Here is a 24508-nt window from a genome sequence, read left to right as displayed (position 1 = left end):
TTTTTTTGGAGAAAACTAGCGTGATGGCTGGTGTAAATCTTACAAACTCTATTGACTCAAGAGAGTTCAAGTTCCTTCCATATGTTGAATTCTTGCTTACCATCCATAAATAAATCTATGGTAAATCTGAGTTGATAAGGTATGAATGAGCCATGAGTCTAAGTGACTTTGGGGCAAAAATGAGTTGGCTGGTCATCACCTCAGAAACCAAAGGCCTCGCAATTGCGAGGCCTTAGTTTTTACAAGTATAACCGAGAGGCTAAATAGCCATTGGTTTCACCCCGTACTTAGCGGTTAGCGAAAGCTTGGGATAATCGCAGGTATCCCTGGTAGAAGCCCAACCAACGCCATCACACTGGTTAGCACCACAAACATAATGCCCGGCAACACCCAGCGGCTCATCTTGCTCAATTCACCGCTACGTTCTTTACAACCGACTAAGCCTAAGTTGTCTAACAGCATAGTAAGCGACCAACCAAATGCAGGGTTTACCAGCGCTGATGAAAATACAACGATTGCAGCGGATTGAGTGGTTTTCCCTTCGCGCGTCATTTCCATGCCAGCTTCTAGTAATGAGACGAATACACCAACGATTAGTGCAACACAAAGCCACAGGTTGCCAGATAGCTAAATCCATTGGGTAGCCCCAAATTGCGGCGATGATGCAAAACAGAGCCGTTAGCAAAGCGCCAGCAGGAATCGCAATGTAGATCTTTATTACTATTGGTAATGAACTAGTCGTTATTTGGTCTCGGCATCAGGACATAAATCAACGTCAGAATGATAAACATAGCGAAGGTGTATGCCTTCATCTGGCCATTCCATGAGTTTGCCCACATCGAGAACCACTCAGCGCCAACCACGCCAAAACCGAAATACCAAACACCTAAAGCGACGGTGACACCGGCTACATAGAAAGCCTGACCTTTGGAGAATCCGGCTGCTTCACGTTTGAAGAACATAATCACCGCGCCGATAACGCACAAAGCGCCCGCAAGGAACTCAAGTGCGATGATCAGATTGTAAAACACAGTGTGAAGTGTCGGAGAAGTGATCGCACGTCCATACAGGTTATCGCCTGTAAAAAATGCCTTCATTTGGTCCATAGCCAATACGTGTTGAACAAATTGGAAGTTTGTATTGTAATCAATCACATTGTTATAGCTGACCAGTACGCAGAACACCCCCACATACATCGCGACAACGGCTTTCGAAATATCGAGAACCAAGCTTAATCTCATAGCACAACCTCATTTACAGTTATTGTTTGTTTTGAAATCGTAAATTTATTCATTCCGATACGTTCACTTCGATTGTATTCAGGAATGGAGTGATCAAATCCATAAGCGGTTGCTGGCGCCATGTACTGCGTCACACCTTCTTTGGTGCAGGTAATATGATCATGACCATGACCACAAATAACTTCTCTGACGCCTGATTGCTTAAGGATGTTGAATATCTGTTGGTCGTTCTCAAGGCAAATGGCTTTCATCCACTCTGAGCCAACACGTATCACTGGGTGATGTACGACCACAATAGGGTCTTTTTTCTTACGGATTTGCTTTCTCAGATGAGCGATACCGCGATTGTCTATTCTACCTGAGCCGAGAGGATGTTGAGCATCAATAGGCTTCTGACTTGAGTCGAGGAAGATGAAATCGCGCCCTGCAATCTCACATTGATCCACCACCTGAATCAAAGAGCCCTTCAGCTCATCTTTCATCAAAACGATATCATCATGGTTGCCTGCAATGGCATAAACCTGTTTTTTGCTATCAACGTGCTGGGAAACGAAACTCAGCAGCTTTGCATAATCGCCTGATTTAGGGCCACAGCAGATATCACCGGTCAGCAGAATTGTGTCGCAATCACTATCAGCATTTGCAACATTCAGCGCCTTCTTAAGGTTTTGAAAGCTCGACTCATCGCTCAAATGGCAATCGCTAATTTGAAACACAGTACTCATGTTTATTCCTGATCAGATTAATAAGTAATAGGGTTGGTCCTAGCAGAATCAGCTGCGCAACCAGCTTTTTAATGCTCGCCCAGAACATAATGTTCATTAGTAAGCTGCTTTCTTTGACACCTGAGAAAGCTAGGATGAGGAAAAGGTTAACGTCAGCGAGAGCAACGATCAGTGTTGCCAGCACAATTCTGATGCCAATGCTTTCAATTTTCAATGAGTTAAATAGCACTCCAAACAGGAACATTGAGACGAAGTAGGCACACAATGAGGATAAGTAAATTCGGTAATTACTGAGATTGTAGATTAGGTCAAAACTCTTGTTGTAAGTCGACTCGGCGTTGACGCCGGGCAGAATCGCTGCGATGTACATCAGGCTGATAAACGACAGATAACCGAAATAGGCAAAGGTTATACATTTGAAGTACACGTCTGGAGAACGCGTCGCCATGATGATGGAAGAGAAGAGGTAAACAAATGGGTAGGTGAAGAATCCCGCCGTAAGATGGATACCGAAGAATTCAACAGCTTTTGCTGCGGCCATGTTTGAAGCAGTTAGGAAACAGAACAGCCCTAGAGTCGCGAGTATGGTTGACTTTTCTAGTACGTTCATTAGTTATTGTTCCATTTGGTGATAGATAGCAACAAAGTTTTCATTACTTATATTGAGTTTTTTCCTGATTGAAGGGGTAAGTAAGCTTTTCATCGTTACGGTTACCGGAATATCGGAGATTTCCATTTCGACAGTTTTTTCTTTTACATTGATCGCACGAATTCGTTTATCGGTAATGGAATACTGTTCTTTGTGAAGGTTAACATCGTGCTTATCGATATAAGCGTGCCTAAACATCTCCTTGTCAATAAATCCCACCAATCCATCGATGGAATAGAGTCGAGAGCGTTTTTTCCTTATTTTGAAGAAGTTATATTTTGACATTCTTTAGTTGCATTATTGGATAATCATTCTTATGAATTATTCTATTTGAAGAGATAAATAGAAATTTATTATCTTCTTCAATGGCTTTTCTCAAGACAATTTCACCAGTTTCTGTGAGACAAATATAATGATTTTTGTTTTTCAAAGGGGGAGTGAACTTTTCAAAAATCAACTGGCTACTTTTGGGTAAACTGTCAATAAGGTGGTTGTTTTTAATAAAAACATCGACACCTTCATGTTGAGATAGTCTAACAATTTCAGATTGCAACGAGTCAAAGTGATGAGATGAAGTCACTTCATCTGAAAGGTCAGAAAAGGTGATGTTGTAGTAATCACAGATCTTTCCGACTGTATCAATGGTTGGGTTACTGTTTTTTCCTGAATACAGGCTGTATAGAGTGCTGTATTTTATGCCCATTTCCTGAGCGAGGAATTTTACACCGCCTGTATCATGCTTACTCTCTGTAATAAGCTTTATTATCTTGTTTATCATTTAATAGCCAGCCAAACGTGATTTTATTCATGCTTGTAATTCATTAAGATAAATTATTTTGATTTATTTTAATGAAATATGTAATTTTTATTTGTTTTCCGTGAATCTAAATGTTTTTAGGCTATTAATCCAGAGTTAATTATCAGTTAATTGCTCTGGTTGAAGTCGCAACCTGTTTAATCGGGAAATAATTATATTATTGCCAATTGTATTCTTATTGTTTGGAATCACAGCCTGCCTTTTGGTGGGCTTTTTTCATTTTCTGGTTCTAAAATGTGAGTTAGCAGTACCCCGATTTTAGTAGTGGCTACTCCATGATGAAGCTAAACGAATATGAAACGTGTTAGTCTTATTAGGAATAACCTTAAAGTTTCTAACCTATGAAAGCTAGCCTTGAGTCATGTACATAGATGGCTCAGTGGTCCCATTAACTGGTATTCGAGTGGGGAGCACCAAAAAGTAAAATACCCCGCCTGAGGCGGGGTAGGAGTGAGCCAAAACCATGTTTTAGCTACGGGGGACTGCTTTCAGCTATGTTGTTGCAGCGTTACCTGACTTTTGGCAGGAGCGAGCGCCGTTTTTACTATTCTGAACTTACCTCTGAATATATTCCTCAAGAGCCTGATAGGAAGGCAGAGCAGTCATAGCGCCTTTCTGCGTAGTAGCAAGTGCGCCACAGCCATTAGCCCATTTTACCGCAGACTTAATGACCTCAAGCTGCTGCCAGTCATTATATTGAGACAACTTAGCGAGCAAGCCTCCGACAAAAGCATCGCCTGCACCTGTAGTATCAACGGGTGATACTGCTTGGCTGGCAATAAGCTGTTGTGTTTTTTCAAACAGGACTAACGCACCTTTCGCCCCCTGAGTGATTAAGACTAGTGTATTTTTAAACGGTTTTAATGCTTCCACGCCTTGTTCAAGGGTATCGCTGCCTGTCAAAAACAGCAGCTCATCATCCGAAAACTTGACGACATCGGCCAGGGCAATTGCTTCACGTACGACAGGTTTGAGTTCTTCTGGATTTGCCCACACCTCTTCTCTTAAGTTAGGGTCAAAACTTACATATCCACCTGCGGCTTTAATCTGACGCATCGCTTCCAGTGTGCTGCTGCGACTTGGCTCGTTCGCTAGTGCAATTGAGCATACGTGCAGCCACTGATCCTGGGTGAAGGTCGGTAGGTCACTGCTTTCAAGGAATTGGTCTGCACTAGGCTTGACCATAAAGGTAAAGCTTCGCTCGCCAGAATCATCAAGGTCAACAATAACGGTTGAAGTGCGCTGTGCTTCGTCGAGTATCATCATCTGCGTATCGACTTGCTCTTGCTTGAGTGTCTGTTGCATAAAACGGCCGAGGGGATCTTGCCCGACGCGACCAATAAAAGCAGCATCACCGCCCAATCTGGCGATGGCGACTGCCACATTAGCAGGCGCGCCACCTGGGCATTTCAAATAGCTGGACTCGCTATCTGGAATCAGGTCTACAACCGCATCTCCTGTTACCCAAACTCTGTTTTTCATCATTGCATCTCTTACTTAACTAAATTAAGCTGATTGTATAGCTAAAACGGTTTAGCGATCTAGGTTTGCAGAGATCATTTATCACGATAAAGATCAAATTGTGATCATTGTCAGAGTCTAAACATGAGAGCGCAGTGGCGTTGATCGAGCTAGCAGCAAGGCAGGCTGATAAAGACACCGAGTAGGAAAAGAGAATAATGGCAGGTAAAAAACTGAAATTGGCAGACATTGCAGCATTAGCGGGTGTCTCCAAGTCAACAGTGAGTTTTGTGCTCAATGGACACGCAAAAAAGCACCGTATTCATGAAGACACGGTGGAGAAAGTACAGGCTATTGCTGAACAGTATCATTACAAGCCGAGTATCTACGCCAGAGCGCTCAAGTCTAAGCAGACCTATACCGTAGGCTTAGTCATTCCAGATTTAGCGAACATGGGCTTTGCGAACATTGCTAAACGGTTGGAAATACTGTATCGGAATAATGGTTATCAGCTACTTATCGCCTCGTCCGACGATGATCATGTACAGGAACAACAGGCAGTAAAGAGCTTGATTGAACGGCAGGTGGATGTCCTGTTAGTGGCAACTTGCATGATGGATGACACCTTCTATCAACCTATCAGCCCAAGCACTCCAGTAATTTTCTTTGACCGTATATTAGAAGATAGCCATTTCATCAATATCAAAACCAATGCTGAGCAAGCGACGAAGGAAGTGGTGGCTCAATTAGCCTTAAGTGGTGAAGAGTGCGTGTATATCGGTGGTCAGCTTAACTTGTCTACGAGCCGAGATCGTTTTAAGGGCTATCAGCTCGGGCTTAAGGATGCAGGTGTGCGTTTTGATGATCGCTTCGTGTATACCAAGGATTATCAACCTGAGTCAGGCTACGAGCTCATGGCACTGGCTGTAGAAGATCTAGGGCGTCTACCTAAAGCCGTATATACTGCCTCGTATTCGTTGTTGGAAGGGGTTTTGCGTTTTTTGACCGAGAAGAACATGCTGGGTGAAGATATTCGCTTGGCGACCTTCGATAACTACGACATTCTGGATTGCTTACCTGTGAAAATTGACTCGGTTGAACAGGACTGCGAGCTGATTGCTCAGACACTATTTGATTACGGACAAGCCATTCTAAAGCAGCCGGAGATGAAAACAGGAGTTACGGTGTTGCCCGCCAGAATTCATCGTAGGCGCTAATCTCTTGATTGGTCTTGCATCTCGATATTTGCGGCTGCGAACCTTGATATCGGTGATTTGTCTTTGGATTGATACCAAAAGGCTGGCATTGCGTTGAGAAGGCCTGCTTGTTTTAAGACGTTCTTTTCTGCTTTGGTAATGGTCGCGTAATACAGAAGGCTGTCGAGAATACGGCGTAATGCTCTTGGTGTGAGTAAACCATCACGCCAGTAACGTTTGATTTCTCCGGTGATCACTTCGTGCGGAACCAGCGGCTCAAGCTCAGCGTGCTTAATAATAGTGAGAGAGCGGGAACGAGGGCACTGCTGGCGGGCGAGTTCCCAATCTGGCTTGCCTTTTTTGGTGAGGTAATTTTCCCGGAAGCAAAAGTAGCTGAAATAGAATCGTTCGATGCTGTGCCAGCGTTCGGCTTTTACTTCCAGAAAAATATGTTCAAATTCAATATCGAGGTCTGTCATCGCTTCTCTCACTCATGGTCGAAGCGATACTACCGACTAACCCATGGCTACGGCAAGAGAATCTGTATTGCGTTGTTTCTTAATCGCCAGCAGAAGCTGAACAAGTAGCAACACACCTGTGACGCCTAGACCAATACCGATACCGCCCCAGATGCCACCTAAACCAAAGTCTGGCAGTAGCAGCCATGCAGCAGGCAGACCAAACAGCCAGTAGCCGACAGCCGTCACTACAGTCGGGCCAACAACGATCTTCATGCCGCGAAGCAGGTTAATCGCCAGTAGTTGCCATGCATCAACAATGAAAGAGAGCGCAACTACCCATAGAACGGCGACGAGCAGTGTTGAAAGCTCAGCATCCAGGTTGAAAATGGAGCCGATCAGCTCAGGCCATAACATGAACACACCTGCTAGTACTACGCTGATCACTGTCGTCAGGCCAAAGCTACGCAGGGCTGTGCGCTTAATACCATCATAGTCTTCCGCACCGTAGTCCTGACCGACCAAAATTGCTGCGGCTTGCGAGAAACCAAAGTTGATGTTCCAGGTGAAGCTCAGGCATTGCAGCAAAATTTGGTGCAATGCGAGCGCGGCGATACTGATGGTGCCTGCCATCAAAGTGCCACCGTAAATCAGGCCGTGTTCAAGCAGCGCAGCCAGTGCAATAGGCAAGCCCATCGTCAGTAAAGGTTTAAGCAATGATAGCGAGTATTCTTCCGTATTTTTCCACGGCGCAAACGGCTTGTATTCAGGGCGCTTAAACACCCAGTAGCCGTAGCCCAGCATCACAATGAACGCTGCCAAAGCGGTACCCGCGCCAAGTCCTGCCAAGCCAAGCTCTAGCTGGAAAGCAAGCAAATAGCTGATAGGTACGTTGAGCGCAACGGTCAGTAATGACATCACCATGATCGAGCGAACATTACCAAGCGCACTGCTTAAGCCGCGTAGTACTAGTAACATCAGAGACGGCAGCATAGCCCATTTTAATGCGCCTAGGTATTCCATAGCTGGGCCAGCGAGCTCTTGAGGCTGCTTCGCCAGTGCCAGTAGTTGCGGTGCATATGCAAAACACAAGGTTAAGATCGCAGACAGGATCACCGTCAGTAGTACAGCCCCTTTTACTGCTAAGCGGATTTGCTGATTGCCGTATTCCGGCCTCGCAATACGTTGACCATAAGCAATCGCAATTAAATTCGCCACACAACCCACGGTGCTGCTCGCCACAATAAAGACGAAACTGTAGATGGACGCACCCAATCCTCCAGCTGCTAGCGCAGACACACTGAGTCGCGACATCATCCAGACATCAGTCAGAACCAGTGCCATTGCGATGAGCTGCGAAATTATCAGTGGAAATGCCAGAGAGAGAATTTTTTTCATTGTTTGCCTCGTGATCGTTATCACAATAAGGTACGAGTTTATTGGCTGGCCTTCAAATGACATTTATGCCACTCTTACATGAGTTCAGATCATGCGAGTGAATTATGTCCCCTTATAACCGTCTCCCTTATTCACACAACGGATTGAAAGTCTTTGAATCTGTGGCGCGCCTTATGAGCTTTACCAAAGCGGCTGATGAGCTTAATGTTACCCAAAGTGCAGTCAGCCGTCAGATAAAACAACTTGAAGATGAGCTAAAAGCATCTCTAGTGATCCGAAAACATCGAGCGATTGAGTTAACAACGCAAGGGAAAGATCTCTATGAAGTGCTGCGCAAAAACTACGTTGCGCTAGACAGCTTGATTGCTCAGTGGGCGGTGCCGAATAAGAAGCGTATTGTGATCAAAAGTGCGCTCAGTTACGCCACGCGTATTCTGATGCCTAAGGTTGCGATGCTCAACGAGCGATACCCTGAGCACGAGATTGTTATCATCCCATCGATTGAAGAAGATCCACCTCTCGATTCTGAAGACTGCGATCTGCTGATTGTGAACACGCGAAAGCGTGAGCGATACCAGAATCGCTCAGATGTGACCTTTCTTCGTGATGAGTTTATGGCGCCGGTTTACGCTGAATCCCTCTCTAAGCAGCATATTCAGTTAAGTGACGTTCTGACGTTGCCACATCTGCATGCCACTCTTGATCATCAGGATTGGAAAAACTGGTTAAGCAACGCTGATCTGAAAGGGGCGAAAAAGGGCAGGGATACCGTGTTCTTCAGCTTGGATTTAGCGCTAAGTGCCTGCCTATCCGGCCAGGGAGTGACAGTGACGGATCTGTTGTTGGTATTACCTGAACTCAAGCGTGAGTTTCTCAAATGCCCTGAACAGCTTTCACTTCAACATAGCGACTGGCAGTACTACTGTTATCAACGTAATCATTCTCCCATGATCAGTGAAATCCTTAACTGGTTGGTTGAACAGACTCAAAATGAGCTGAACCAACTCAAAGTGCTGTGTGACAAATTTGGCTGGAGCCAGAATAATGTAGCTTTGGGGTAATGTAGCAGAGTGAGCGTGAGAAGGCCTCTGAGCTCTTTGAGTTAAGAACTGAAAAAGCTCAGAGTGGGTCTGATTTTAAATAAGCCTGTTAACCGCCACAGCAGCTGCAGTTACGTTTGTACTTGCTCATTTTACCGATACCCGGGTTAAAGGTATTAGTAGGATCCAATGAGTGGTAGAACTCCTGAAGCTGCTTTTCGGCTTCATAGAGGTGGCCTACGTTATGCTCTGCTGGGTATTTGGCGCCTTTCTGAGTTAAAAGCTCAAGCATTTTCTGTTTGATCTTCTTCGTATCCGCGCCTTTTCTGAAGATGTAATCCTGATGGAAAACATGACACATAAAGTGACCGTAGTAGAGACCCATAACCAAGTCTTTGGTGATCTCTTCTGGTAGCTGTTCTACCCAGTCAATGTCGTTTCGGCGCAGAGCAATATCCAACGCCAGAATGTCTTCCACTTCATTGGAGTGAATGGTTTCATAGCGAATCGCAGCACCCGCAGCCGCAAAGCGATGAAGCAGAGCTTTCTTGCCTTCATCAGCATCACAAACAAAGTACTCACACTCGTCCTGCTTAGACCAGACGTTCTCCAGATACTCTTTCGCTTCATCGATACCACCATCACTCATTTTTAGGATCAGATGGTGCTCGTACTTATCTCTAAATTCCAGCATGCGCTTAGGAAGGTGCTGTGGGAACAGCTTGGTGAGCCAGTAAAGCGTAATATCGGGCAAATCTTTTGACACAAACGGAATGCGTTTCAGGATCGACTCAACTTTTGCTTTTAGCGCAAAGAACTTAGGCAATTTGTCAGTGCCTAGGTGATGAATCGACAGGAAGACATCTTTACCGTAAGTTTCCGCCAGATTGAAAATGTCGCGGTGCATGTATTCGCCCATTTCTGGCAAATGTTTAAAGCCACTGAGCATGTCACGGCGCAGCATCGTCATCTTCGCTGGATCGCTACAGCCGATGTAGAAAAGCTGCTCTTTTTCAGCGACAGGGTTAGTATCGACACGGACTGCAAACACTGCCAGCTTACCTGCACAGCCGCTGGCTTCAAACAGGCGTCTGGAATCAGCATTAAAACGGGAAGGGGTTTCTGCATCAACGTCACGAACGCGAGCTTCGTACTCTTTGTCTGATGCCATTGCATCACTGTGGATGATCTTAGAAGGGTCAAAGTTGCCTTGTTCAACATTGGTCAGGATTTCTTCTGGCGTTTCACCAAGGCCTTCGATACCTAAATGATTCACAAGTTCTAGTTTGCCTTCTTTGGTGACCTGGCCAAACAGCGCTAATTCCGTGTACGCAGGGCCGCGTTTGACTAAAGCACCACCGGAGTTGTTGGCAATGCCACCAACAACTGTTGCGCCAATTGAAGAAGAGCCAATCACGGAATGAGGCGCACGGTTAACGGATTTAAGCTTCTTCTCAAGTTGGTGAAGGCTCACACCCGGTAAACTGATGATCTGTTTGCCGTTTTCAATCAAATGCAGCGAGTTAATACGCATGATGTTGATCACCACAACTTCACGGTCGTAATCGTCACCACTTGGTGCAGACCCTTCAGTCAGACCGGTTTTGGCGGCCTGCATGATCACAATGCAGTTCGCTTCTACCGCGGCCTGAAGCAGACGCCACTGTTCAACTAATGAACCGGGAAACAAAACGGCCAGTGCTTTGCCTTTACCCGAGCGGAAGCCTGAGCGGTAATATTCGGTTTTTTTGTTATCGGTTAACACATGGTCTTGGCCGACAATGTCGATGAATGTCTGAATTAGCGCTTGATTACTCATGGCGTCCCTTTGCTTCCTTTGTGACGTGCTTGTTATTTTCTGGTTTTGCATATTTTAAATTCGAAACTCAATTCGAACCAGAAGCAGAAATTCACACTTGTGTGTTTTCTCGGTCAATAAAACACGCTTTGGAAGCTGAATTACCAAATATCAATCACTTAAGGTAGTATTATTCTTCGATTATTGGAAGAAGTATCATTGTCTTTTTCCAAAATTGACATAATAAGTGAGGAGCTAGAGGCGTTGAATTGTAAAAAATAAGTGATCAAACCCTCACTTGGCCCAATGATTTGACCTTGGCAGGTATAAAGAAGAAATAAGCGGCAGTGAACCATCAATGCCACTTTTTATAGCAAATCGAGGACCCACTAGGGTAAAGACGACAATAGCATTTTTTTCATTGTTTTTCTTACCTCTGAACCTCCAATGATAGCAAGAAACAAAAGGCCGCCTGGTATCAATATTGCCATCAGTATCGGCCTTAATATGTAAGAGAAACAAAATAAGCTTGGGATAAATACTGTCCATCTGCATAGCAGAGTCATGACTTCTTTGAGGGATTCTTTCATTACGATTTCCAAAAATAATTGAGCACGCTCAATTATTAAGTGAGCGCGCTCAATTTGTCAACTCGTTTGGGTATAGGTATGATCTCACAGCGATATTTGGGATGAAAAAAGCATGGGTAAGAGAGAACAAACAAAAGAGCGGATTCTTAGCGCTGCATGGGAATTGTTTGAAACGCAGGGGTATCAGGAAACATCTACTCGCCAGATAGCAAGGCAAGCAGGCGTTGCTGATGGTACAGTCTTTAGTCATTTTGAAAACAAGTTAGCGATCTTACGTGAAGGGATGCTCAATCAGCTTACTCTACTTGCTGAACAAGGGCAGTCCAGGCCAGTTAATGGCATGTTGGAAGCGGGGATGCAGTTTGCGGCAACCTATTATGGTTATTATTTTTCCAATATAAACCTAAGTCGAGCTCTGCTTAAAGAGGTGATTTGGGATATGGACTATTACCAGTCTTACAATGATGCAGTGTTCGCATACTCAAACTTATCTGCCAATCCAGCAGAGAAAATACCCCTATTTTTAGACTGCTATTTTATGACTTTGATTACTCACCTGAGTAAACCAGAGCCAAGTATAGAAGCTGCCTTGAAAGAGCTAGAGTGTAAATATCGCTCTATATTAAATAACACAGCGTCAGAGGACATGTAGGCTGCTGTGAACCGAAGACAATATTATGACAAAGTCATATAAAAAGAATATCCAACATGTTGAGTTGTTGTGTTATTTTCCGCTCCTGTTTCGTGTCTATGATTAATAATCAGTTATGAAAAAAGCGCTTTTATTATTGCCATTATTACTGTCTTCAACGGCATTTGCAGGGAATCACCAAATTGGATTTGGGATTGGAGGAGGTGGTACGGACGGTCCTAACGATTGGAGTGACTCAGGTTTTGCGGGCAAGATTGATTACGCGTATCAATTCCACCCGAACTTTGCTGCGGAGTTTGGTTACGCTGCGGTTGAGGGAATGACCAGTAACATCGTTACTACCGTGTTGGGGACAACCAAGCAAGAAGTGACATACTCCACGGGGTTTGCAGGTTTGAAAGCGGGTGTGTCTCCTATCTCTTTCCTTAACCTCTATGCGGTTGGAGGCGTGAATTATTCCGATGTTGAGAAAACTTATACGCCTTCCGGTGGGACGGAAAGAACGGATTCTCACACCGGATTGCACCCATACTATGGAGTGGGTACTGAGCTGATATTTTTTAGTACCCTTGGTCTAAACCTAGAGTATAGGAAGTTTGTGTTGGCTGATGATTTTGAGTCCGATGTCGTCTTTGCTGGTATGAATATTAAGTTCTGATTTTAGTGCAAGTTTATAGAGATAATGAACGGGAGGAGCATGAAAATGCAACTCCCGTTTTTGGTCACCTAGCCAGTCTTGTTATGTGGACGTAACCTAGCAATCAATCGACTGGCTTCATGGCGGTTTACCATGAGTCGGTTGACGAGTTTTTGCAACAGTTCGAGCTCTGGTATTTCTCCTTGCCTCGCCATATCTTCTGCCTGTTTTGTCAGGACTAATACCTCACCCATAGAGAATTCAAGTGCGATACCTTTAATGGCATGAAGAATGGCATGAAGTTCTGTTGGTGTGGCATTGGAGTGAGTATCGATGAGTGAATCTGTTTTGGTATCCAGTTCAAATATCAAGGATTCAAGTAGCTCGATTTTTTCTATATCTTGCAGTTCAAGCTGGTTGAATAAAGGGCTTTGAGAGACTTCTTCTTCCGTAAGTGGCAGTTTGTCAACTGAGGTACGAACCAGCGTCGACACTTTATGGCTGGTATCTTGTGGAAGATGCTTCAGGGCGTCCGCCACTTCACGATGCGAGATAAAGTCTTGCAAAAATTGATGGATAGCGTTTTGCAAGCTGCTTTTTTGCAATGGTTTCGTCAGGACAAAGTTTGCCCCACGACGAATAAACTCGTCGTGGGCTTCCTTAAATACATCGGCGGTACAGGCAAAAATGACGGTGTTGAGTTTGAGTTTGGTGCGTATATGTTCAATCGCATCAAGGCCGTTCATATTTGGCATGTGGTTGTCCATGATGATCAAATCATAGTGGGAATGTTTAAGGCGGCTAATCGCTTCTAACCCATCATTGGCATGATCGACGAGTAACCCCATAGATTCACAGAATTTTTTTGCTACCATTGCATTCACTCGGTTATCTTCAACCAGCAGGATGGTGAAGTTGTCTAACCGGATATCGTTACTGGGAGCGGGCGCTTCTTCCTCGTTGATTTCAAGCTCTTTGACCTCAAAAGGGATAACTAAGCTGAACTGAGTACCTACGTTGACTTGACTGGAGACCGAGACTTCTCCTCCCATCATTTCCACCAACCGCTTCACAATTGAAAGGCCTAAACCTGTGCCACCAAACTGGCGTGTTGTTGAAAGCTCAGCTTGCTCGAACGGAGTGAAAATGGCGTCGAGTTTATCATCTTCAATACCAATGCCGCTGTCTGTAACTCGAATACAAACATTGGCAGGCGTCTCGTTATCGAGTGAGAATTCGATTTCAACTTTACCAGTATGAGTGAACTTTATTGCGTTGCCGACCAAGTTAAAGAGTATTTGCCGAGTTCGAGAGAGGTCGCCGTGAAGTTCGATATTAGGTGGAATCTGATTACGAATGACAAACTGCAAACCTTTATTTATTGCTTGAGAACCTAAGGTTTTCTCAAGGCTAAGAATCAGCTCGCCAATAGAGAATGGATGGATTTCCAACTCAAGTTTGCCTTGTTCAACTTTTGAGAAGTCCAAAATATCATTAAGAATAGTTAGCAGGTGCTGCCCCGAGTCGATGAGTATTTGAGCCTGCTTCTTTGTCTCAAGTTCTTGAGATTCGTCTTTGATGATCTGAGCAATACCTAAAACCCCGTTCATTGGCGTACGCAATTCATGGCTCATCGTCGCAAGAAAAATCGATTTGGCTTCATTGGCTTTTTCGGCATTCTCGGTGGCCACTTGATAAGCGAGGTTATTACGGTTGAGTTCAGCAATACGTGCGATAAACCCAAGAGTAGCTAGTGCTGAAAACAGTAAGGCAATACCGATTAAAACTTGTGATATCGTGTTTCTAAGCTGCGTTGAAGTGGTTGTTAACCCAAACTCTGTCTGTTCAAGAAATTTGATACTGTCGTGTGACAAGAGTTTTGAGAGTAAGTTTTCTCTTTGGGTGTTGAGTTGGATAAAGGTTCGGGTAAAACGTGCGACCTCTTCATCGGCAGCGATGACGTTTTCATCCAATAAATAGGTGAGAAGCTGATCTAGTGGTTGGTTGTTGGTATCGAACTCACCTTCATTAGCTAACTTATTTTTTAACGAATGTAATACAAACTCCCTAGCCACAATTAAACCTATGGTTTGATCGAGCATTTTTATCAGGCTGGTGGCTGAAGTGTGGAAATCATTGAGAAGAGCTTCCGTCGGTAAGTGTTTAAACCAAGTAGAATGTAGAGCGGTGGCTTGGTGTTGTTGATGAAATTGCTGCAGTTCTCGTTCTAGGTTAACCAGTTGGTTTGTGACTTGGTAGGGCTCAGAGATACCTTGGATGGAGGCACTGATGATTTCATCTCTCAACTCGATGACTTCATGGCCCATAATTCGTACTCGTTTATCATATTGAGCCAGCTTATTGAGTTCGACATAGGCCAGATAAACATATGTGCACGACCCAATAAAGATAAGGGTTGCAAACGCAAAAAGGAGTTTGATTTTATTCATTTTCAAACTCCTGCAAAATACTTGGCCTGTCGCCAGTTAAGGCATGGAGAAAATCTTCTATGTGGTGAACAGTCTGGTCATCGAATGTTTTACCCAATTGACTTTTACCCATAATTTTTATCGCTTCTGATAAGTGCTGTGTTTTACCATCGTGAAAATAGGGTGGAGTCAGAGCGACATTTCTCAGGCTGGCCACACGGAAGAGATAGAGATCATTTGAGTCTTTAGTGCTATTGAAACGCCCTTTGTCTGCAATACGGCCTTTGCCGATGGTATCTTGTCCAAAATAGCCAAAGCGCATGACCATGCCGCCACCTACATTTTGCCCTTGGTGACAACGTATGCAACCTTCAGTTTGAAAGGCTTCCCAGCCGAGTTTCGCGTCTGCGCTTAGTGCACTCTCATTGCCTTTCAAGTACTGGTCAAAGGCGGAATTTGGTGTGTTCAAAGCGCGTATGAATTCCACCAGAACTGTCTTGATACTGTATTCGTTGATTTCCAAATCCGCTTTGGTGAAATATTGTTGGTAAACCGGAGATTGCCTGACATATGCGATAATATCAGGCCAGTTTGAATCCATTTCAACGACATCATGTATAGGGCCATCAAGCTGATCATGCAAGCTGTTGACTCGTCCATCCCAGAAAAATCGATAGTTGAACCTGGAGTTGAATACAGTTAAAGAGTTGCGGGTACCTTGCCCGTTCACGCCTGTCGAAACTGCTGTCAGTTCTGCGCCATTGGTTCGCAAATTGTGACAGGACTCGCAGCTGACTTTATTGTTGGAAGAGAGATTGGCATCGCGAAACAGCACCCAGCCAATTTTGGCTTTCTCCCGATTGAATTCGACATCTTGGGGGATTGGAGTAATCAAACCATAGTCTACCGCCTCTTCTTTAGGTTCATCAGCATCATGGCTGTCTGGCTGAGAAGAGTGAGTATGAGCTTCACCGAGATCAGAGTGAGTTGAGTAGGAACGCACATTTCCCAGCAGTAGTAAACCGATTGCTGCTGAGACAGATAAGCCTAACCATAGTAATGTCCGTTTTTTCATTTTATGTTCCGCTGTACTAGATCTAAGCTTCGTCCTGTAAGCCTTACTCAAAGTCTAGTTGCATACTATTTTTGAAGTAATATCAAGCCAGTAAAAAGTATAGATTACTACTTTAGTAGTGGTGGCCCTATCTTAACCCTACCTTAACCCCTTCGTTTGTTACCTTGCTTGCAGATTAGCGGGAGATAACAACGATGACATTGCGATATTCTATTCTTGCACTGACGCTAGTAGGCGTTATGGGTTGTGTGTCGGGAACTAGTGCAGACTTTGTCAGACAGGCTGAGCAGAATAGAGCCCAGTCTGTAGAGCAACTGCTGGGGCAGGTGGTAGCCGAGCGACAACTTTCACTTGAGGCTGACGAAATTAGCCCTCCGACTCAACTAACCGACTTAGTCCAACTGCCTGAGTTAGAGAAATACCTTGATGCGGCTTTCGAAAATAGCCCCAGTCTGCAGCAGAGCGTGATCGCGTTAAAAATTGCTTATGCCCAGCAAGGAGTTACGGTGGCAGACCAGCTGCCTACGGCGAATGCCAGCTTTACAGGTCAATCGAAAGAAGATAGCGACGACAGCTACACTGGTGAGGTGACCGTGAGCTGGGAGCTGGATCTATGGCAAAAACTGGCAGATAGCAGCGAGGCAGCACGAAAAGATGTTGCGGCCTCTCAGGCAAGCCTGCAATCAGCAAAAGATTTGTTGGCGGCCAATATCATGCGTAATTGGTTGGAAATCAGCGTCAACCAGCAACTACTTGATATTGAGCTGAGAAGGTTGGATGTGTTGGAAAATAACGAGGTGTTGGTACTAGAGCGCTATCAAGTGGGACTAGGCAGTCTGGAAGACTTAGATAGCGCGAAAACCAGCACGGCGTCGACGCGCTCAACTGTCGCTGAGTATCAAGAAAATCTAGAACAGAGCAGACGCAGCCTCCAACTGTTAACCGGGCAATGGCAATCCGAGTTGCAGCAACCAGAGGTAGCGATGACGTTTCCACAAGTCGTCAACCCTCTCGATTCTCTTGCCCAGCAGAATATGGCAGGCCGGCCAGATCTACAACAAGCTTTCTACAATATCGAAGCTGAAGCCCTTCGTACCGACGCTGCTTACAAAGCTATGCTGCCATCGTTCAGCTTGACGGCAAGTTTAACGGATATTGCCCAGTCACCCAGCGAAGCCTTGCTAACAGATCCACTGTGGAGCTTACTCGGAAAACTATCGGCGCCACTATTTCAGGGTGGAAAGCTTAAATCTCAGGCCGAAATTGCTCAACTTACCACGGAGCAAAGCTATTGGGCTTATCAGGAAACCTTGCTCACAGCGATCAATGAAGTGGAAAACGCTGTTGGGCAGGAGTATTCGCTTGAACAGCAGCAATTGCATCTTAATCAAGCCTTCACAAGTTCGAAGCGTAGCTTTGTCAGTTACGAAGAGAAATATCGAAAAGGTCTGGTCGACATCTTGAATCCAAACGAACTGGTTCTCAATGAAGTACTTAAAAAAGTTGTCGGAGTCCCTCTAATTGAATCGCCTAAAGCGGGCTATTTCGCAATGAAAATGGAGTACAAAGGAGACGTCAGGTACGCGTCGGTGTTGTTTCTTGATAATGAATTTTCTCCGGGTGAAATGCCCCAGTTTATCTACATCGTGTTTGTTGCCATCGCTGCAATCTTGGCGTTTTCTTTGATACTTATTGCTTTTATTCGTAGTGTCTCGACTCCTGTTGAAGAACTTAAAGATTGGGCAAAATCTCTGGACAAAGAAAAGCTCAGCCAGCCAATTCCGGGGTTTGACTACAGTGAGCTCAACACACTAGCAGAAATTATTAAATCCAGTCTCAGCTCTGTACAGGAAGGCCTTGAACGAGAGCAGCGCTTTTTGGGTTATGCTAGTCATGAACTAAGAACGCCGATAGCTGTTACTCGTACCAATTCAGAGCTACTGAAAAAGATGATTCTCAAGAAGTTGGATGAGGACAAGCAGCTTGAAGTGTTGGAACGCATTGAGCGTGCAGGGTACACAATGACAGATTTGACTGAAACGCTATTGTGGCTCAACCGACCAGAAGACAAGACATTGCCATTCAGTGCTCTCGTGATTGGTGACCTCATTACTCAGATCGATCATGAACTCGAATACTTACTGCAAGGAAAAGAGGTCAAAGTGAGTATCAAAGTAGACGCCACGCAGCATTCATTACCGCACGGGCTGTGTCGAATCATCATAACTAATTTGGTTCGCAATGCGTTTCAGCATACCTATCAAGGCGAAGTGTCTATTGAACAAGCCGAAAGTCGTCTGGTTATCACGAACCGCAATCTTTCCCATGGTGAAAGAGAAGAAGAGTTGGGTTTCGGCTTGGGGTTAGAATTGACCGAACGGCTGATCAGCCAATACGGGTGGTACTATGAGAATAGTGCCATCGAGTATGGCCGACGTGTTGAAGTACACTTCACATCTCTCTGATGTCAACCGCCCCTTTGAATCCGTACCAACATGTGCACTGGTAACGATTCATCGTCTGGTGTGTCTGAGTAAGTATGACTCGACAAAAATAATGAGATTTATATCACATAATTTGGTTCGTCTTTAAAGACTAGGATTGGTCAAAATGACGGTCTTAACTTTCTTTATGGTGGTTTCGGTAGGTGTTATGAGTGGTTTGTGTTGTCATTTTCCTTGCATATAAATAAAAGTCTTTCTTTTTTGACATTACGTGATCGAATCTCGTATCGGTAGAATAATAGGCTCTAATATAATCATGCGATCTTTCAATGATGCTGGAACCTTTTACTGATTCTTCAACGTTAAAGCAGGATGCTCGTATTGGCTGGGTAAAAGAAGTACACCCAGAAAGCCACCGAGTCAAAATCGACTTCTTTGGGAATAATTACGGGCAGCCTGTTTGGGCGGCTTTGGGCAGAGGCTTTACGCGCTCAGAGATTCATTTGGCAATCGATAATCAACTTGATTGTCGGATTGAATTTGTTGGCGATGACCTTGATGTCCCCATCCTGACGGATATTTATCTCTCATTAGCAGAGCGAAAAGAGCTGGTGATCAAAGCCGAACGTGTAGTTCTAGAAGGCACAGAAGAAGTCACGATTGGATCTGGTAACGTCACAACGAAGTTCAGTGGTAATGATGGTCGTATTACGACTAAGGCGACATACATTTCGAGTCATGCTGAAAAAGTTCATAAGATTAAAGGCTCAAAAGTCACGTTGAACTGACTGTAGATAAGAGATAACTAGGAGTAGATATGTCAGTCACTATCAATGCGAATGGGCTCAGTATCGTCCATAAAGGCTCGGGTGGGGAGGCTAACGCCACTTTGCCTGATGTGTGCCTTACAACTGTAGGCCCTTCAGTTGTGCCTATTCCATATGGTAACAACGCTAAGTCAGCGGATTTAGTCGAAGGTACCACGACAGTCACAGCGGACGGTGGTAACAGCATTGCTTTAAAGGGCAGTAAATTTGCTAAAAGTACGGGTGATGCCGGAGGGGACAAAAAAGGTGTGGCATCGGGTACGATAGAATCCGAGGCGGAATTCATATCCGCATCACCGAATGTGGTCATCGAAGGGAAAGGTGTCGCAAGACTTTCTGACCAAATGACGATGAACAAGGCTAACACTATGTGCCTTGGTGGAGTGCAAAACCCATCGGTTACTGTGAGTGAAGATGAAGAAGGGACTTATACCGTCTACGTTAAGGCAAGGTACCCGGATGGAACGCTACTGAAAAATGCAGACTTTGACATTACCGATGTTTCTGGTGGCGCTCTGTCTCCCGGTCATTTTGATGACTCTGGTAAGAGCAAAGTATCAGGCTTAAAGCCCGGTCAAATCAAAATTCTTGCCAAAGAGAGTACCGATGAATTTGTCACAACTCCTGTTCGTATCACCAACCCGCACTACTTGCCGGATTACAATGACTATGACTTTTTTGATAGGTCTGCTCAGGGACAGCAAACTTTCTGGCACCCGAACCGTATTGCCCCGCCAGTAGAAGGCTGGGGAACCATGGGGCCTAGCCTCACCGCTGACCGGTATTTTGCCGATATTGTAAAAGCCGAAACGAAAGCCCACTTCGAATTTAGACACCCTGATTTTCAGTTCAGCGTATTGGCAGAATCGCTAATCGCGGGAATTGATAGTCTCTCCGATACCAGTTTTGACAGTGTACTGGCGAACGGCTTACCAATGGTGATGGAAGAAGGGGAAATACTCTCTGTCTTATTTCGTTTACCCAAGCATGAAACCGCTGACCGTATGCTGGCTTACATGCGCGCTCGTGGCAAAGGTAACCCGCAGGTTTTTATCAACAACTACTCTTGGGATAAGGCGAAGAAGACACTTAACTCTGAGCTTGAAGGTCTGCTTAGTAAGATAAAGGGGCGTGTTGAATCCCTGAAGTCCGAAGCCAGTCGGTTGAATTATGTTTACTTGTCTTCTGATATCTATGAGAAGCATGTTAGTACCATTGATACCTATGCTAAAAAGCTGTCCGATAACCTCGGTCAAGCTTTCAAGCGTATGGAGAAGAAAGCTAACCAACTTATGAGTGATGTGTCGGCTGTCTCGGTCATTCAAGCGCCTGACCATGTTTATTCTGCTGAAGCAGGGACTATTGAAGTGGTGGTGAATGCTATCCCCAAGATAGATCTTGAGGAACAGAAGTGGATTAAGATCCGTGCCGTTCACGATGACCTGTGGGGAACGCCTGTTTACGCCAAAAACCTCAAAGTGATAGCCAATGGCTCCGTTCCCCATAAAGACAAGTTAGAGCTCAACCCATCGCCACAAAGAAGTACAGTATCAGAAACGATGGATCTGGCGTTGGAGACTCAGAAGACAGAAGGAGGAGTGTTGGTGGTCGACGACCTCAAGCCTAACACTGGCTCTGTCACTATCGAGTATGAAGGTGAACCAGGGATTGAAGATAAGATAGCAAAACAGCAGGAAGCTATAGAAACCTATTTGGATGGCCTTTTAAACACTGTTGCTCAGGATATGTCAGGTTTCCAGAAACAATGGGACGAAGAAGGCGTACTCTGTTTGGGTGATGGTGTGCTTGAAGGGGCTAAAGCTTGGGGAGCTGATGTGGTGGAACTTTTCTCTCCCGAAGTCTGGGGCGATATGGGCCATACCCTAGCCGATGCTACCACCGATGGTTTTGATAAGCTCTATATTTACGCCAATCAAAAATACAATGCATTGGAAAAGTACACCGCTGATGCGATGAAAGGAACGGAAGCTCAGTTAGCTCAAAGCGATTTACCAAGCTGGGTAAAACAGGCGGCCTATATTTCCAGTATTGCGCCTAACTTACTCTTTGCAGCCAGTGTGGATGCGTACGAAAGCATTGATGAGGCCATCGATGAAGTGCAGCTATGGTGGAATGAAGGCTCAGATGATATTGCTCGTAAGATTAAGTGTATTGCAAGACACAGAGAAGCGATTTGGAACTTGCCTACGCTCTTTACCAACAACGATGTGAAAGGAGTAGAACAGTTCGTTGATACTGTCGTGATGGAGTTTGACCCTGAGTGGGCAATGGAAATCAAGGAGAGTGAGTTTTTCCCTAAAGCCTTGGCGTTGATTAATGATGACAACAGCATCTTGCCTTTCTTTACATACTTGAACCTTATTATTGAAGCTATCCCGCCTAACTTCTATTTCTACTACGTAGGTAAAGCGGCAGCGTACATTGCCATTGAAGTGGTGTTAACCATAGTGATTGGCTTGCTAACGGGGCCAGCAGGGGCAGCCGCCAGAATTGCCACGGTCACAGCGAAATTTACCTTGGGTGTCAAAAAGGTTGGGGCAGTCTCTCACGCCGCACAAGCACTAAAAACCTTTACTAGTACTATGGATGGCTTAGTCGATATCTTACCAGATTACGACAAGTTAGCGGGCCATTTGGCATTGCGCCGCAAATCAGCCATACCAGACAAACGGGTTAATGATACTGCTCAAGTGGAAGAGGAACATGAGCCTAGAAACGGTAAATGTCGACTGTGTAAGAGTGAAGAACATAACACACCTCGGCTGTACCGGGGTGAAATTGACTACGTATAGGATGAATTATCTATGGGCACACTGATGAGTCAGGAAGCGGCCGAGTCCGATTTTGTTAATGGCACAATTGAAAAAAAAGGCTATCGTAAGCGTTGGGTAACTAACGTAAAGAAGTTGCCTAGTCACCCTTACAACAATGGTATCCATATGGATACCCATCACCTTATTTCTGCAGAAGCGGTGAAGATAAGCAAGTTGGGGAAAAACCTAGTGAATAAAGGCTATGATATCAACCAATTATCAAACTTAGTTGGACTTCCAGCTACACTGCCAGGAGCATGCCAGCTTCATTGTCAGTTGCATAGAGGAGATCATACGTTTAGTCGGCCTAGGGAAGAACCGTATCATGATTATGTTTCTGGAGAGCTAACAGATCCTGAGATAAGGAAAAAGATCAAAGAATGCTACGGAAAAACTAAGAAAACAGAAACAGAATCAGATATTCATAAACTCCTAGACCCGATTAGTGAAGACATTCTTGATGACATAAATCTAGTTGTTGATGGTAAGTTCTATTCATTACCATTAACTAAAATCTCTCACTATTTTATTTCAGGAGGACCTGGCTGTGCTTGCCAGTTTGATGTTAATACTGCTGAGGAAAATTCTGAGACATACTGCACTAGCGATAGGCTTCACTATAAAGGGAATGGCAGAGATGGCAAAGACAAGCGCTATCAAACTAGTAATTCCCCGTGGAACACTAAAACGATTACGTACCAAAGCAACAGATGGACACCCAAGGTAGGACAATGAGCAAATATAACGATCAATACTATATAGTTTTTAAAAGTTATGATGAAAACACTTTATACCTAACTACGCATGACCGTTCGGACCATCGTGATTATGAGTACACCAAGTTGACTGGAAGTGAACCAATGTTTTTTGTCAACGCCTATCGCGAAGAAGATTTGGCGAGAGGGCTATTTCGGCCAATTAAGCAAGCGCATATGAGCATCGCTTATCCAGTATTTTCTGATGAAATTAAACAATCCCTTGGCAATATAGACAATGCATGTTGTCAGGTTTACCCCGGTGTGATTGTAGATGATAACGGTAACAGTCATGACGACTACTGGGTGTTTAACGTATTTGAAAAAATGGATGTGTTGGATATGGATAGGTGTGCTATTAGGAAAAGAAACCCTAATAGAGAGGGGCAGAAAATTCAAAAATACTGTTTGAGTGATGAAAAGTTAGAGGAAGTGCCAGAAAAAGAGCGTTTGATCTTTATGCCTAAATTCAGTAGTTACCCTCATATTATGATGCATGAGAAAGTAGTGAAAGTGTTTAAGAAACACAACGTCGATACGCTTAACTTTGTCAAAGTGTCTGATTGGGTGATGGGGCTACAGTTTGTAGAGTCTTGATAAGTGTGCATCTCGGCCGCCATGCAACAGTGGTCGAGATGCAGACCTGAGTCGATAGAAGTTATCATCGTTTTAAGTAGATTGTGCTTATTTTTAACTTGTTGATTTGTAAAGATATTAAAAATAATCAAATAAATAGGTATCTATTGTGCTCATACAGTGTATAGTGGCTACCAGCTCAAAACAGTGAGCTATTGATAACTTATTTAGTTCAAGATCTTCTCAGTTTTTTTCGATTTGACTCGTCATATCTATCCTGCGATACCTTTTTCTTCATTCCTTATTTAGTAGCTCTATTTTCAACTCAATCTATCGAGATATACATGTCAAATAAAACAACTGGCGCAGTAAAATGGTTTAACGAAACAAAAGGCTTCGGATTTATCACACCTGATAATGGAAGTGCTGATCTATTTGTTCACTTTAGATCTATTGCTAGTGATGGCTTTAAAACTTTAGCTGAAGGCCAAAAAGTATCTTTTAACGTAGAGCAGGGCGGCAAAGGCCCACAAGCAGCTAACGTTACAGTACTGTAAGAATTTTGGTGAGATCTTGCTAGCTTCCTAGTTATGGCGAGATCTCTCCCTTTAATCACTTATTAAGGAGTGAAATGAATAGAAGAAGTAATCGAAAAACATATTGGTATTACGTATTGCGTGAGCAGAGAATACCTAAAGAGAAAAGCTAATTGTACCAAATTAAATATTACCTTAATCACAATAAAGACTCTTGGTCATCGACCATAAACCAACTCAATAGCGACGTTTTAAGGCGTCATATCCTCCCGAGAGTACATACTCACTGCCTTGACTTGAATTTCACATTCTGTGAATTCGAAAATACTGGGGAAATAAAAAGTTCACAAGGTATGGTCTTGGGACACTT

At 44.3% G+C, this 24508-nt stretch carries 22 protein-coding genes and 2 pseudogenes; 11 read left to right on the top strand and 13 right to left on the bottom strand.

From position 1 onward, the window contains the following. Positions 1 to 294 precede the first annotated feature (294 nt). The 7 genes and pseudogenes from CTT30_RS09235 to cscK form a co-directional block, all read right to left on the bottom strand. Positions 295 to 700 (bottom strand): annotated as a pseudogene (locus CTT30_RS09235) (DUF3360 family protein); the annotation flags it as partial. Positions 701 to 734: 34 nt separating this feature from the next. Next, the gene (locus CTT30_RS09230) at positions 735 to 1241 is read right to left on the bottom strand and encodes a DUF2165 family protein (RefSeq protein WP_019277034.1); all 507 of its coding nucleotides are present in this window, start codon (positions 1239 to 1241) and stop codon (positions 735 to 737) included. Further along, on the bottom strand, positions 1238 to 1966 hold the full coding sequence (locus tag CTT30_RS09225) for a metallophosphoesterase family protein (protein WP_252034867.1): 729 nt from the start codon (positions 1964 to 1966) through the stop codon (positions 1238 to 1240). The genes CTT30_RS09230 and CTT30_RS09225 overlap by 4 nt, the downstream gene beginning before the upstream one ends. After that, positions 1944 to 2576: a VUT family protein gene (locus CTT30_RS09220; protein WP_252034865.1), complete on the bottom strand. Its 633-nt coding sequence runs from the start codon at positions 2574 to 2576 to the stop codon at positions 1944 to 1946. The genes CTT30_RS09225 and CTT30_RS09220 overlap by 23 nt, the downstream gene beginning before the upstream one ends. Before the next feature lie 3 nt (positions 2577 to 2579). Next, positions 2580 to 2900, bottom strand: a complete 321-nt coding sequence (locus CTT30_RS09215) for a hypothetical protein (RefSeq protein ID WP_252034863.1) — start codon at positions 2898 to 2900, stop codon at positions 2580 to 2582. Then, complete coding sequence (locus CTT30_RS09210; RefSeq protein ID WP_239876094.1) at positions 2887 to 3393, bottom strand: helix-turn-helix domain-containing protein; 507 nt, start codon at positions 3391 to 3393, stop codon at positions 2887 to 2889. Before CTT30_RS09210 ends, CTT30_RS09215 begins: the two co-directional genes overlap by 14 nt. Positions 3394 to 3987: 594 nt before the next feature. Next, entirely contained in the window at positions 3988 to 4917 is a 930-nt protein-coding gene (gene cscK / locus CTT30_RS09205) for a fructokinase (RefSeq protein ID WP_252034861.1), read from the bottom strand. 194 nt (positions 4918 to 5111) lie between these two features. Here cscK and CTT30_RS09200 point away from each other — a divergent pair, with 194 nt between their 5' ends. Continuing rightward, the gene (locus tag CTT30_RS09200; RefSeq protein WP_252034859.1) at positions 5112 to 6110 is read left to right on the top strand and encodes a LacI family DNA-binding transcriptional regulator; all 999 of its coding nucleotides are present in this window, start codon (positions 5112 to 5114) and stop codon (positions 6108 to 6110) included. Here CTT30_RS09200 and CTT30_RS09195 read toward each other — a convergent pair. Together CTT30_RS09195 and CTT30_RS09190 are read right to left on the bottom strand one after the other, a co-directional pair. Next, positions 6107 to 6568: a hypothetical protein gene (locus CTT30_RS09195; protein WP_252034856.1), complete on the bottom strand. Its 462-nt coding sequence runs from the start codon at positions 6566 to 6568 to the stop codon at positions 6107 to 6109. The genes CTT30_RS09200 and CTT30_RS09195 overlap by 4 nt on opposite strands. A 36-nt stretch (positions 6569 to 6604) precedes the next feature. After that, complete coding sequence (locus CTT30_RS09190; RefSeq protein ID WP_252034855.1) at positions 6605 to 7945, bottom strand: MATE family efflux transporter; 1341 nt, start codon at positions 7943 to 7945, stop codon at positions 6605 to 6607. 104 nt (positions 7946 to 8049) lie between these two features. Between CTT30_RS09190 and CTT30_RS09185 the strand changes: the two genes are divergently transcribed. Next, a complete protein-coding gene (locus CTT30_RS09185; RefSeq protein WP_252034852.1) occupies positions 8050 to 9006 on the top strand; it encodes a LysR family transcriptional regulator in 957 nt (318 codons plus the stop codon). An 88-nt stretch (positions 9007 to 9094) separates the two neighbouring features. On the opposite strand, the gene dld is transcribed toward CTT30_RS09185, so the two are convergent. Continuing rightward, positions 9095 to 10804: a D-lactate dehydrogenase gene (gene dld, locus CTT30_RS09180; RefSeq protein WP_252034851.1), complete on the bottom strand. Its 1710-nt coding sequence runs from the start codon at positions 10802 to 10804 to the stop codon at positions 9095 to 9097. Positions 10805 to 11172: 368 nt separating this feature from the next. Continuing rightward, positions 11173 to 11373, bottom strand: coding sequence for a hypothetical protein (locus tag CTT30_RS09175; RefSeq protein ID WP_239876083.1), 201 nt, complete (start codon positions 11371 to 11373; stop codon positions 11173 to 11175). Between the two features lie 112 nt (positions 11374 to 11485). Here CTT30_RS09175 and CTT30_RS09170 point away from each other — a divergent pair, with 112 nt between their 5' ends. Together CTT30_RS09170 and CTT30_RS09165 are read left to right on the top strand one after the other, a co-directional pair. Continuing rightward, positions 11486 to 12025, top strand: coding sequence for a TetR/AcrR family transcriptional regulator (locus CTT30_RS09170; protein ID WP_239865952.1), 540 nt, complete (start codon positions 11486 to 11488; stop codon positions 12023 to 12025). Between the two features lie 115 nt (positions 12026 to 12140). Continuing rightward, a complete protein-coding gene (locus CTT30_RS09165; RefSeq protein ID WP_239865954.1) occupies positions 12141 to 12683 on the top strand; it encodes an outer membrane protein in 543 nt (180 codons plus the stop codon). Positions 12684 to 12751: 68 nt separating this feature from the next. On the opposite strand, the gene CTT30_RS09160 is transcribed toward CTT30_RS09165, so the two are convergent. Further along, entirely contained in the window at positions 12752 to 15112 is a 2361-nt protein-coding gene (locus tag CTT30_RS09160; RefSeq protein ID WP_239876081.1) for an ATP-binding protein, read from the bottom strand. Beyond that, on the bottom strand, positions 15105 to 16166 hold the full coding sequence (locus CTT30_RS09155; protein WP_252034848.1) for a cytochrome-c peroxidase: 1062 nt from the start codon (positions 16164 to 16166) through the stop codon (positions 15105 to 15107). The genes CTT30_RS09160 and CTT30_RS09155 overlap by 8 nt, the downstream gene beginning before the upstream one ends. A gap of 194 nt (positions 16167 to 16360) precedes the next feature. Here CTT30_RS09155 and CTT30_RS23420 point away from each other — a divergent pair. The 7 genes and pseudogenes from CTT30_RS23420 to cspE form a co-directional block, all read left to right on the top strand. Next, positions 16361 to 17632: pseudogene (locus CTT30_RS23420) on the top strand (TolC family protein); the annotation flags it as partial. 84 nt (positions 17633 to 17716) lie between these two features. Next, positions 17717 to 18631 carry a sensor histidine kinase gene (locus tag CTT30_RS23415; protein ID WP_353505749.1) on the top strand — a complete coding sequence of 305 codons (915 nt, stop codon included), beginning with the start codon at positions 17717 to 17719 and terminating at the stop codon, positions 18629 to 18631. Between the two features lie 308 nt (positions 18632 to 18939). After that, positions 18940 to 19398, top strand: coding sequence for a hypothetical protein (locus CTT30_RS09145; RefSeq protein ID WP_239837193.1), 459 nt, complete (start codon positions 18940 to 18942; stop codon positions 19396 to 19398). Between the two features lie 29 nt (positions 19399 to 19427). Continuing rightward, positions 19428 to 22250 (top strand): PAAR-like domain-containing protein, encoded by a 2823-nt coding sequence (locus CTT30_RS09140; RefSeq protein WP_252034844.1) that lies wholly within the window; start codon positions 19428 to 19430, stop codon positions 22248 to 22250. Positions 22251 to 22274: 24 nt separating this feature from the next. Beyond that, the gene (locus tag CTT30_RS09135; RefSeq protein ID WP_252034842.1) at positions 22275 to 23006 is read left to right on the top strand and encodes an AHH domain-containing protein; all 732 of its coding nucleotides are present in this window, start codon (positions 22275 to 22277) and stop codon (positions 23004 to 23006) included. After that, positions 23003 to 23623: an imm11 family protein gene (locus tag CTT30_RS09130; RefSeq protein ID WP_252034841.1), complete on the top strand. Its 621-nt coding sequence runs from the start codon at positions 23003 to 23005 to the stop codon at positions 23621 to 23623. Before CTT30_RS09135 ends, CTT30_RS09130 begins: the two co-directional genes overlap by 4 nt. 323 nt (positions 23624 to 23946) lie before the next feature. Then, complete coding sequence (gene cspE, locus CTT30_RS09125) at positions 23947 to 24159, top strand: transcription antiterminator/RNA stability regulator CspE (protein ID WP_239837186.1); 213 nt, start codon at positions 23947 to 23949, stop codon at positions 24157 to 24159. Positions 24160 to 24508 lie beyond the last annotated feature (349 nt).

Source organism: Vibrio coralliilyticus (genome assembly GCF_024449095.1).
Taxonomy (GTDB): Bacteria; Pseudomonadota; Gammaproteobacteria; order Enterobacterales; family Vibrionaceae; genus Vibrio; species Vibrio coralliilyticus_A.
The sequence above is the reverse complement of the archived record's forward strand: the minus strand, read 5'-3'. Positions and strand labels throughout refer to the sequence as shown.

Coding starts and splice junctions, on each gene's coding strand:
- CTT30_RS09230 (WP_019277034.1), bottom strand. CDS start 1,241: ATGAGATTAAGCTTGGTTCTCGATATTTCGAAAGCCGTTGTCGCGATG.
- CTT30_RS09130 (WP_252034841.1), top strand. CDS start 23,003: ATGAGCAAATATAACGATCAATACTATATAGTTTTTAAAAGTTATGAT.
- CTT30_RS09175 (WP_239876083.1), bottom strand. CDS start 11,373: ATGAAAGAATCCCTCAAAGAAGTCATGACTCTGCTATGCAGATGGACA.
- CTT30_RS09145 (WP_239837193.1), top strand. CDS start 18,940: ATGATGCTGGAACCTTTTACTGATTCTTCAACGTTAAAGCAGGATGCT.
- CTT30_RS09225 (WP_252034867.1), bottom strand. CDS start 1,966: ATGAGTACTGTGTTTCAAATTAGCGATTGCCATTTGAGCGATGAGTCG.
- CTT30_RS09185 (WP_252034852.1), top strand. CDS start 8,050: ATGTCCCCTTATAACCGTCTCCCTTATTCACACAACGGATTGAAAGTC.
- CTT30_RS09135 (WP_252034842.1), top strand. CDS start 22,275: ATGAGTCAGGAAGCGGCCGAGTCCGATTTTGTTAATGGCACAATTGAA.
- CTT30_RS09170 (WP_239865952.1), top strand. CDS start 11,486: ATGGGTAAGAGAGAACAAACAAAAGAGCGGATTCTTAGCGCTGCATGG.
- CTT30_RS09215 (WP_252034863.1), bottom strand. CDS start 2,900: ATGTCAAAATATAACTTCTTCAAAATAAGGAAAAAACGCTCTCGACTC.
- CTT30_RS09190 (WP_252034855.1), bottom strand. CDS start 7,945: ATGAAAAAAATTCTCTCTCTGGCATTTCCACTGATAATTTCGCAGCTC.
- CTT30_RS09160 (WP_239876081.1), bottom strand. CDS start 15,112: ATGAATAAAATCAAACTCCTTTTTGCGTTTGCAACCCTTATCTTTATT.
- CTT30_RS09140 (WP_252034844.1), top strand. CDS start 19,428: ATGTCAGTCACTATCAATGCGAATGGGCTCAGTATCGTCCATAAAGGC.
- CTT30_RS09155 (WP_252034848.1), bottom strand. CDS start 16,166: ATGAAAAAACGGACATTACTATGGTTAGGCTTATCTGTCTCAGCAGCA.
- CTT30_RS09195 (WP_252034856.1), bottom strand. CDS start 6,568: ATGACAGACCTCGATATTGAATTTGAACATATTTTTCTGGAAGTAAAA.
- cscK (WP_252034861.1), bottom strand. CDS start 4,917: ATGATGAAAAACAGAGTTTGGGTAACAGGAGATGCGGTTGTAGACCTG.
- CTT30_RS09210 (WP_239876094.1), bottom strand. CDS start 3,393: ATGATAAACAAGATAATAAAGCTTATTACAGAGAGTAAGCATGATACA.
- cspE (WP_239837186.1), top strand. CDS start 23,947: ATGTCAAATAAAACAACTGGCGCAGTAAAATGGTTTAACGAAACAAAA.
- CTT30_RS09165 (WP_239865954.1), top strand. CDS start 12,141: ATGAAAAAAGCGCTTTTATTATTGCCATTATTACTGTCTTCAACGGCA.
- CTT30_RS09220 (WP_252034865.1), bottom strand. CDS start 2,576: ATGAACGTACTAGAAAAGTCAACCATACTCGCGACTCTAGGGCTGTTC.
- CTT30_RS23415 (WP_353505749.1), top strand. CDS start 17,717: ATGAAAATGGAGTACAAAGGAGACGTCAGGTACGCGTCGGTGTTGTTT.
- dld (WP_252034851.1), bottom strand. CDS start 10,804: ATGAGTAATCAAGCGCTAATTCAGACATTCATCGACATTGTCGGCCAA.
- CTT30_RS09200 (WP_252034859.1), top strand. CDS start 5,112: ATGGCAGGTAAAAAACTGAAATTGGCAGACATTGCAGCATTAGCGGGT.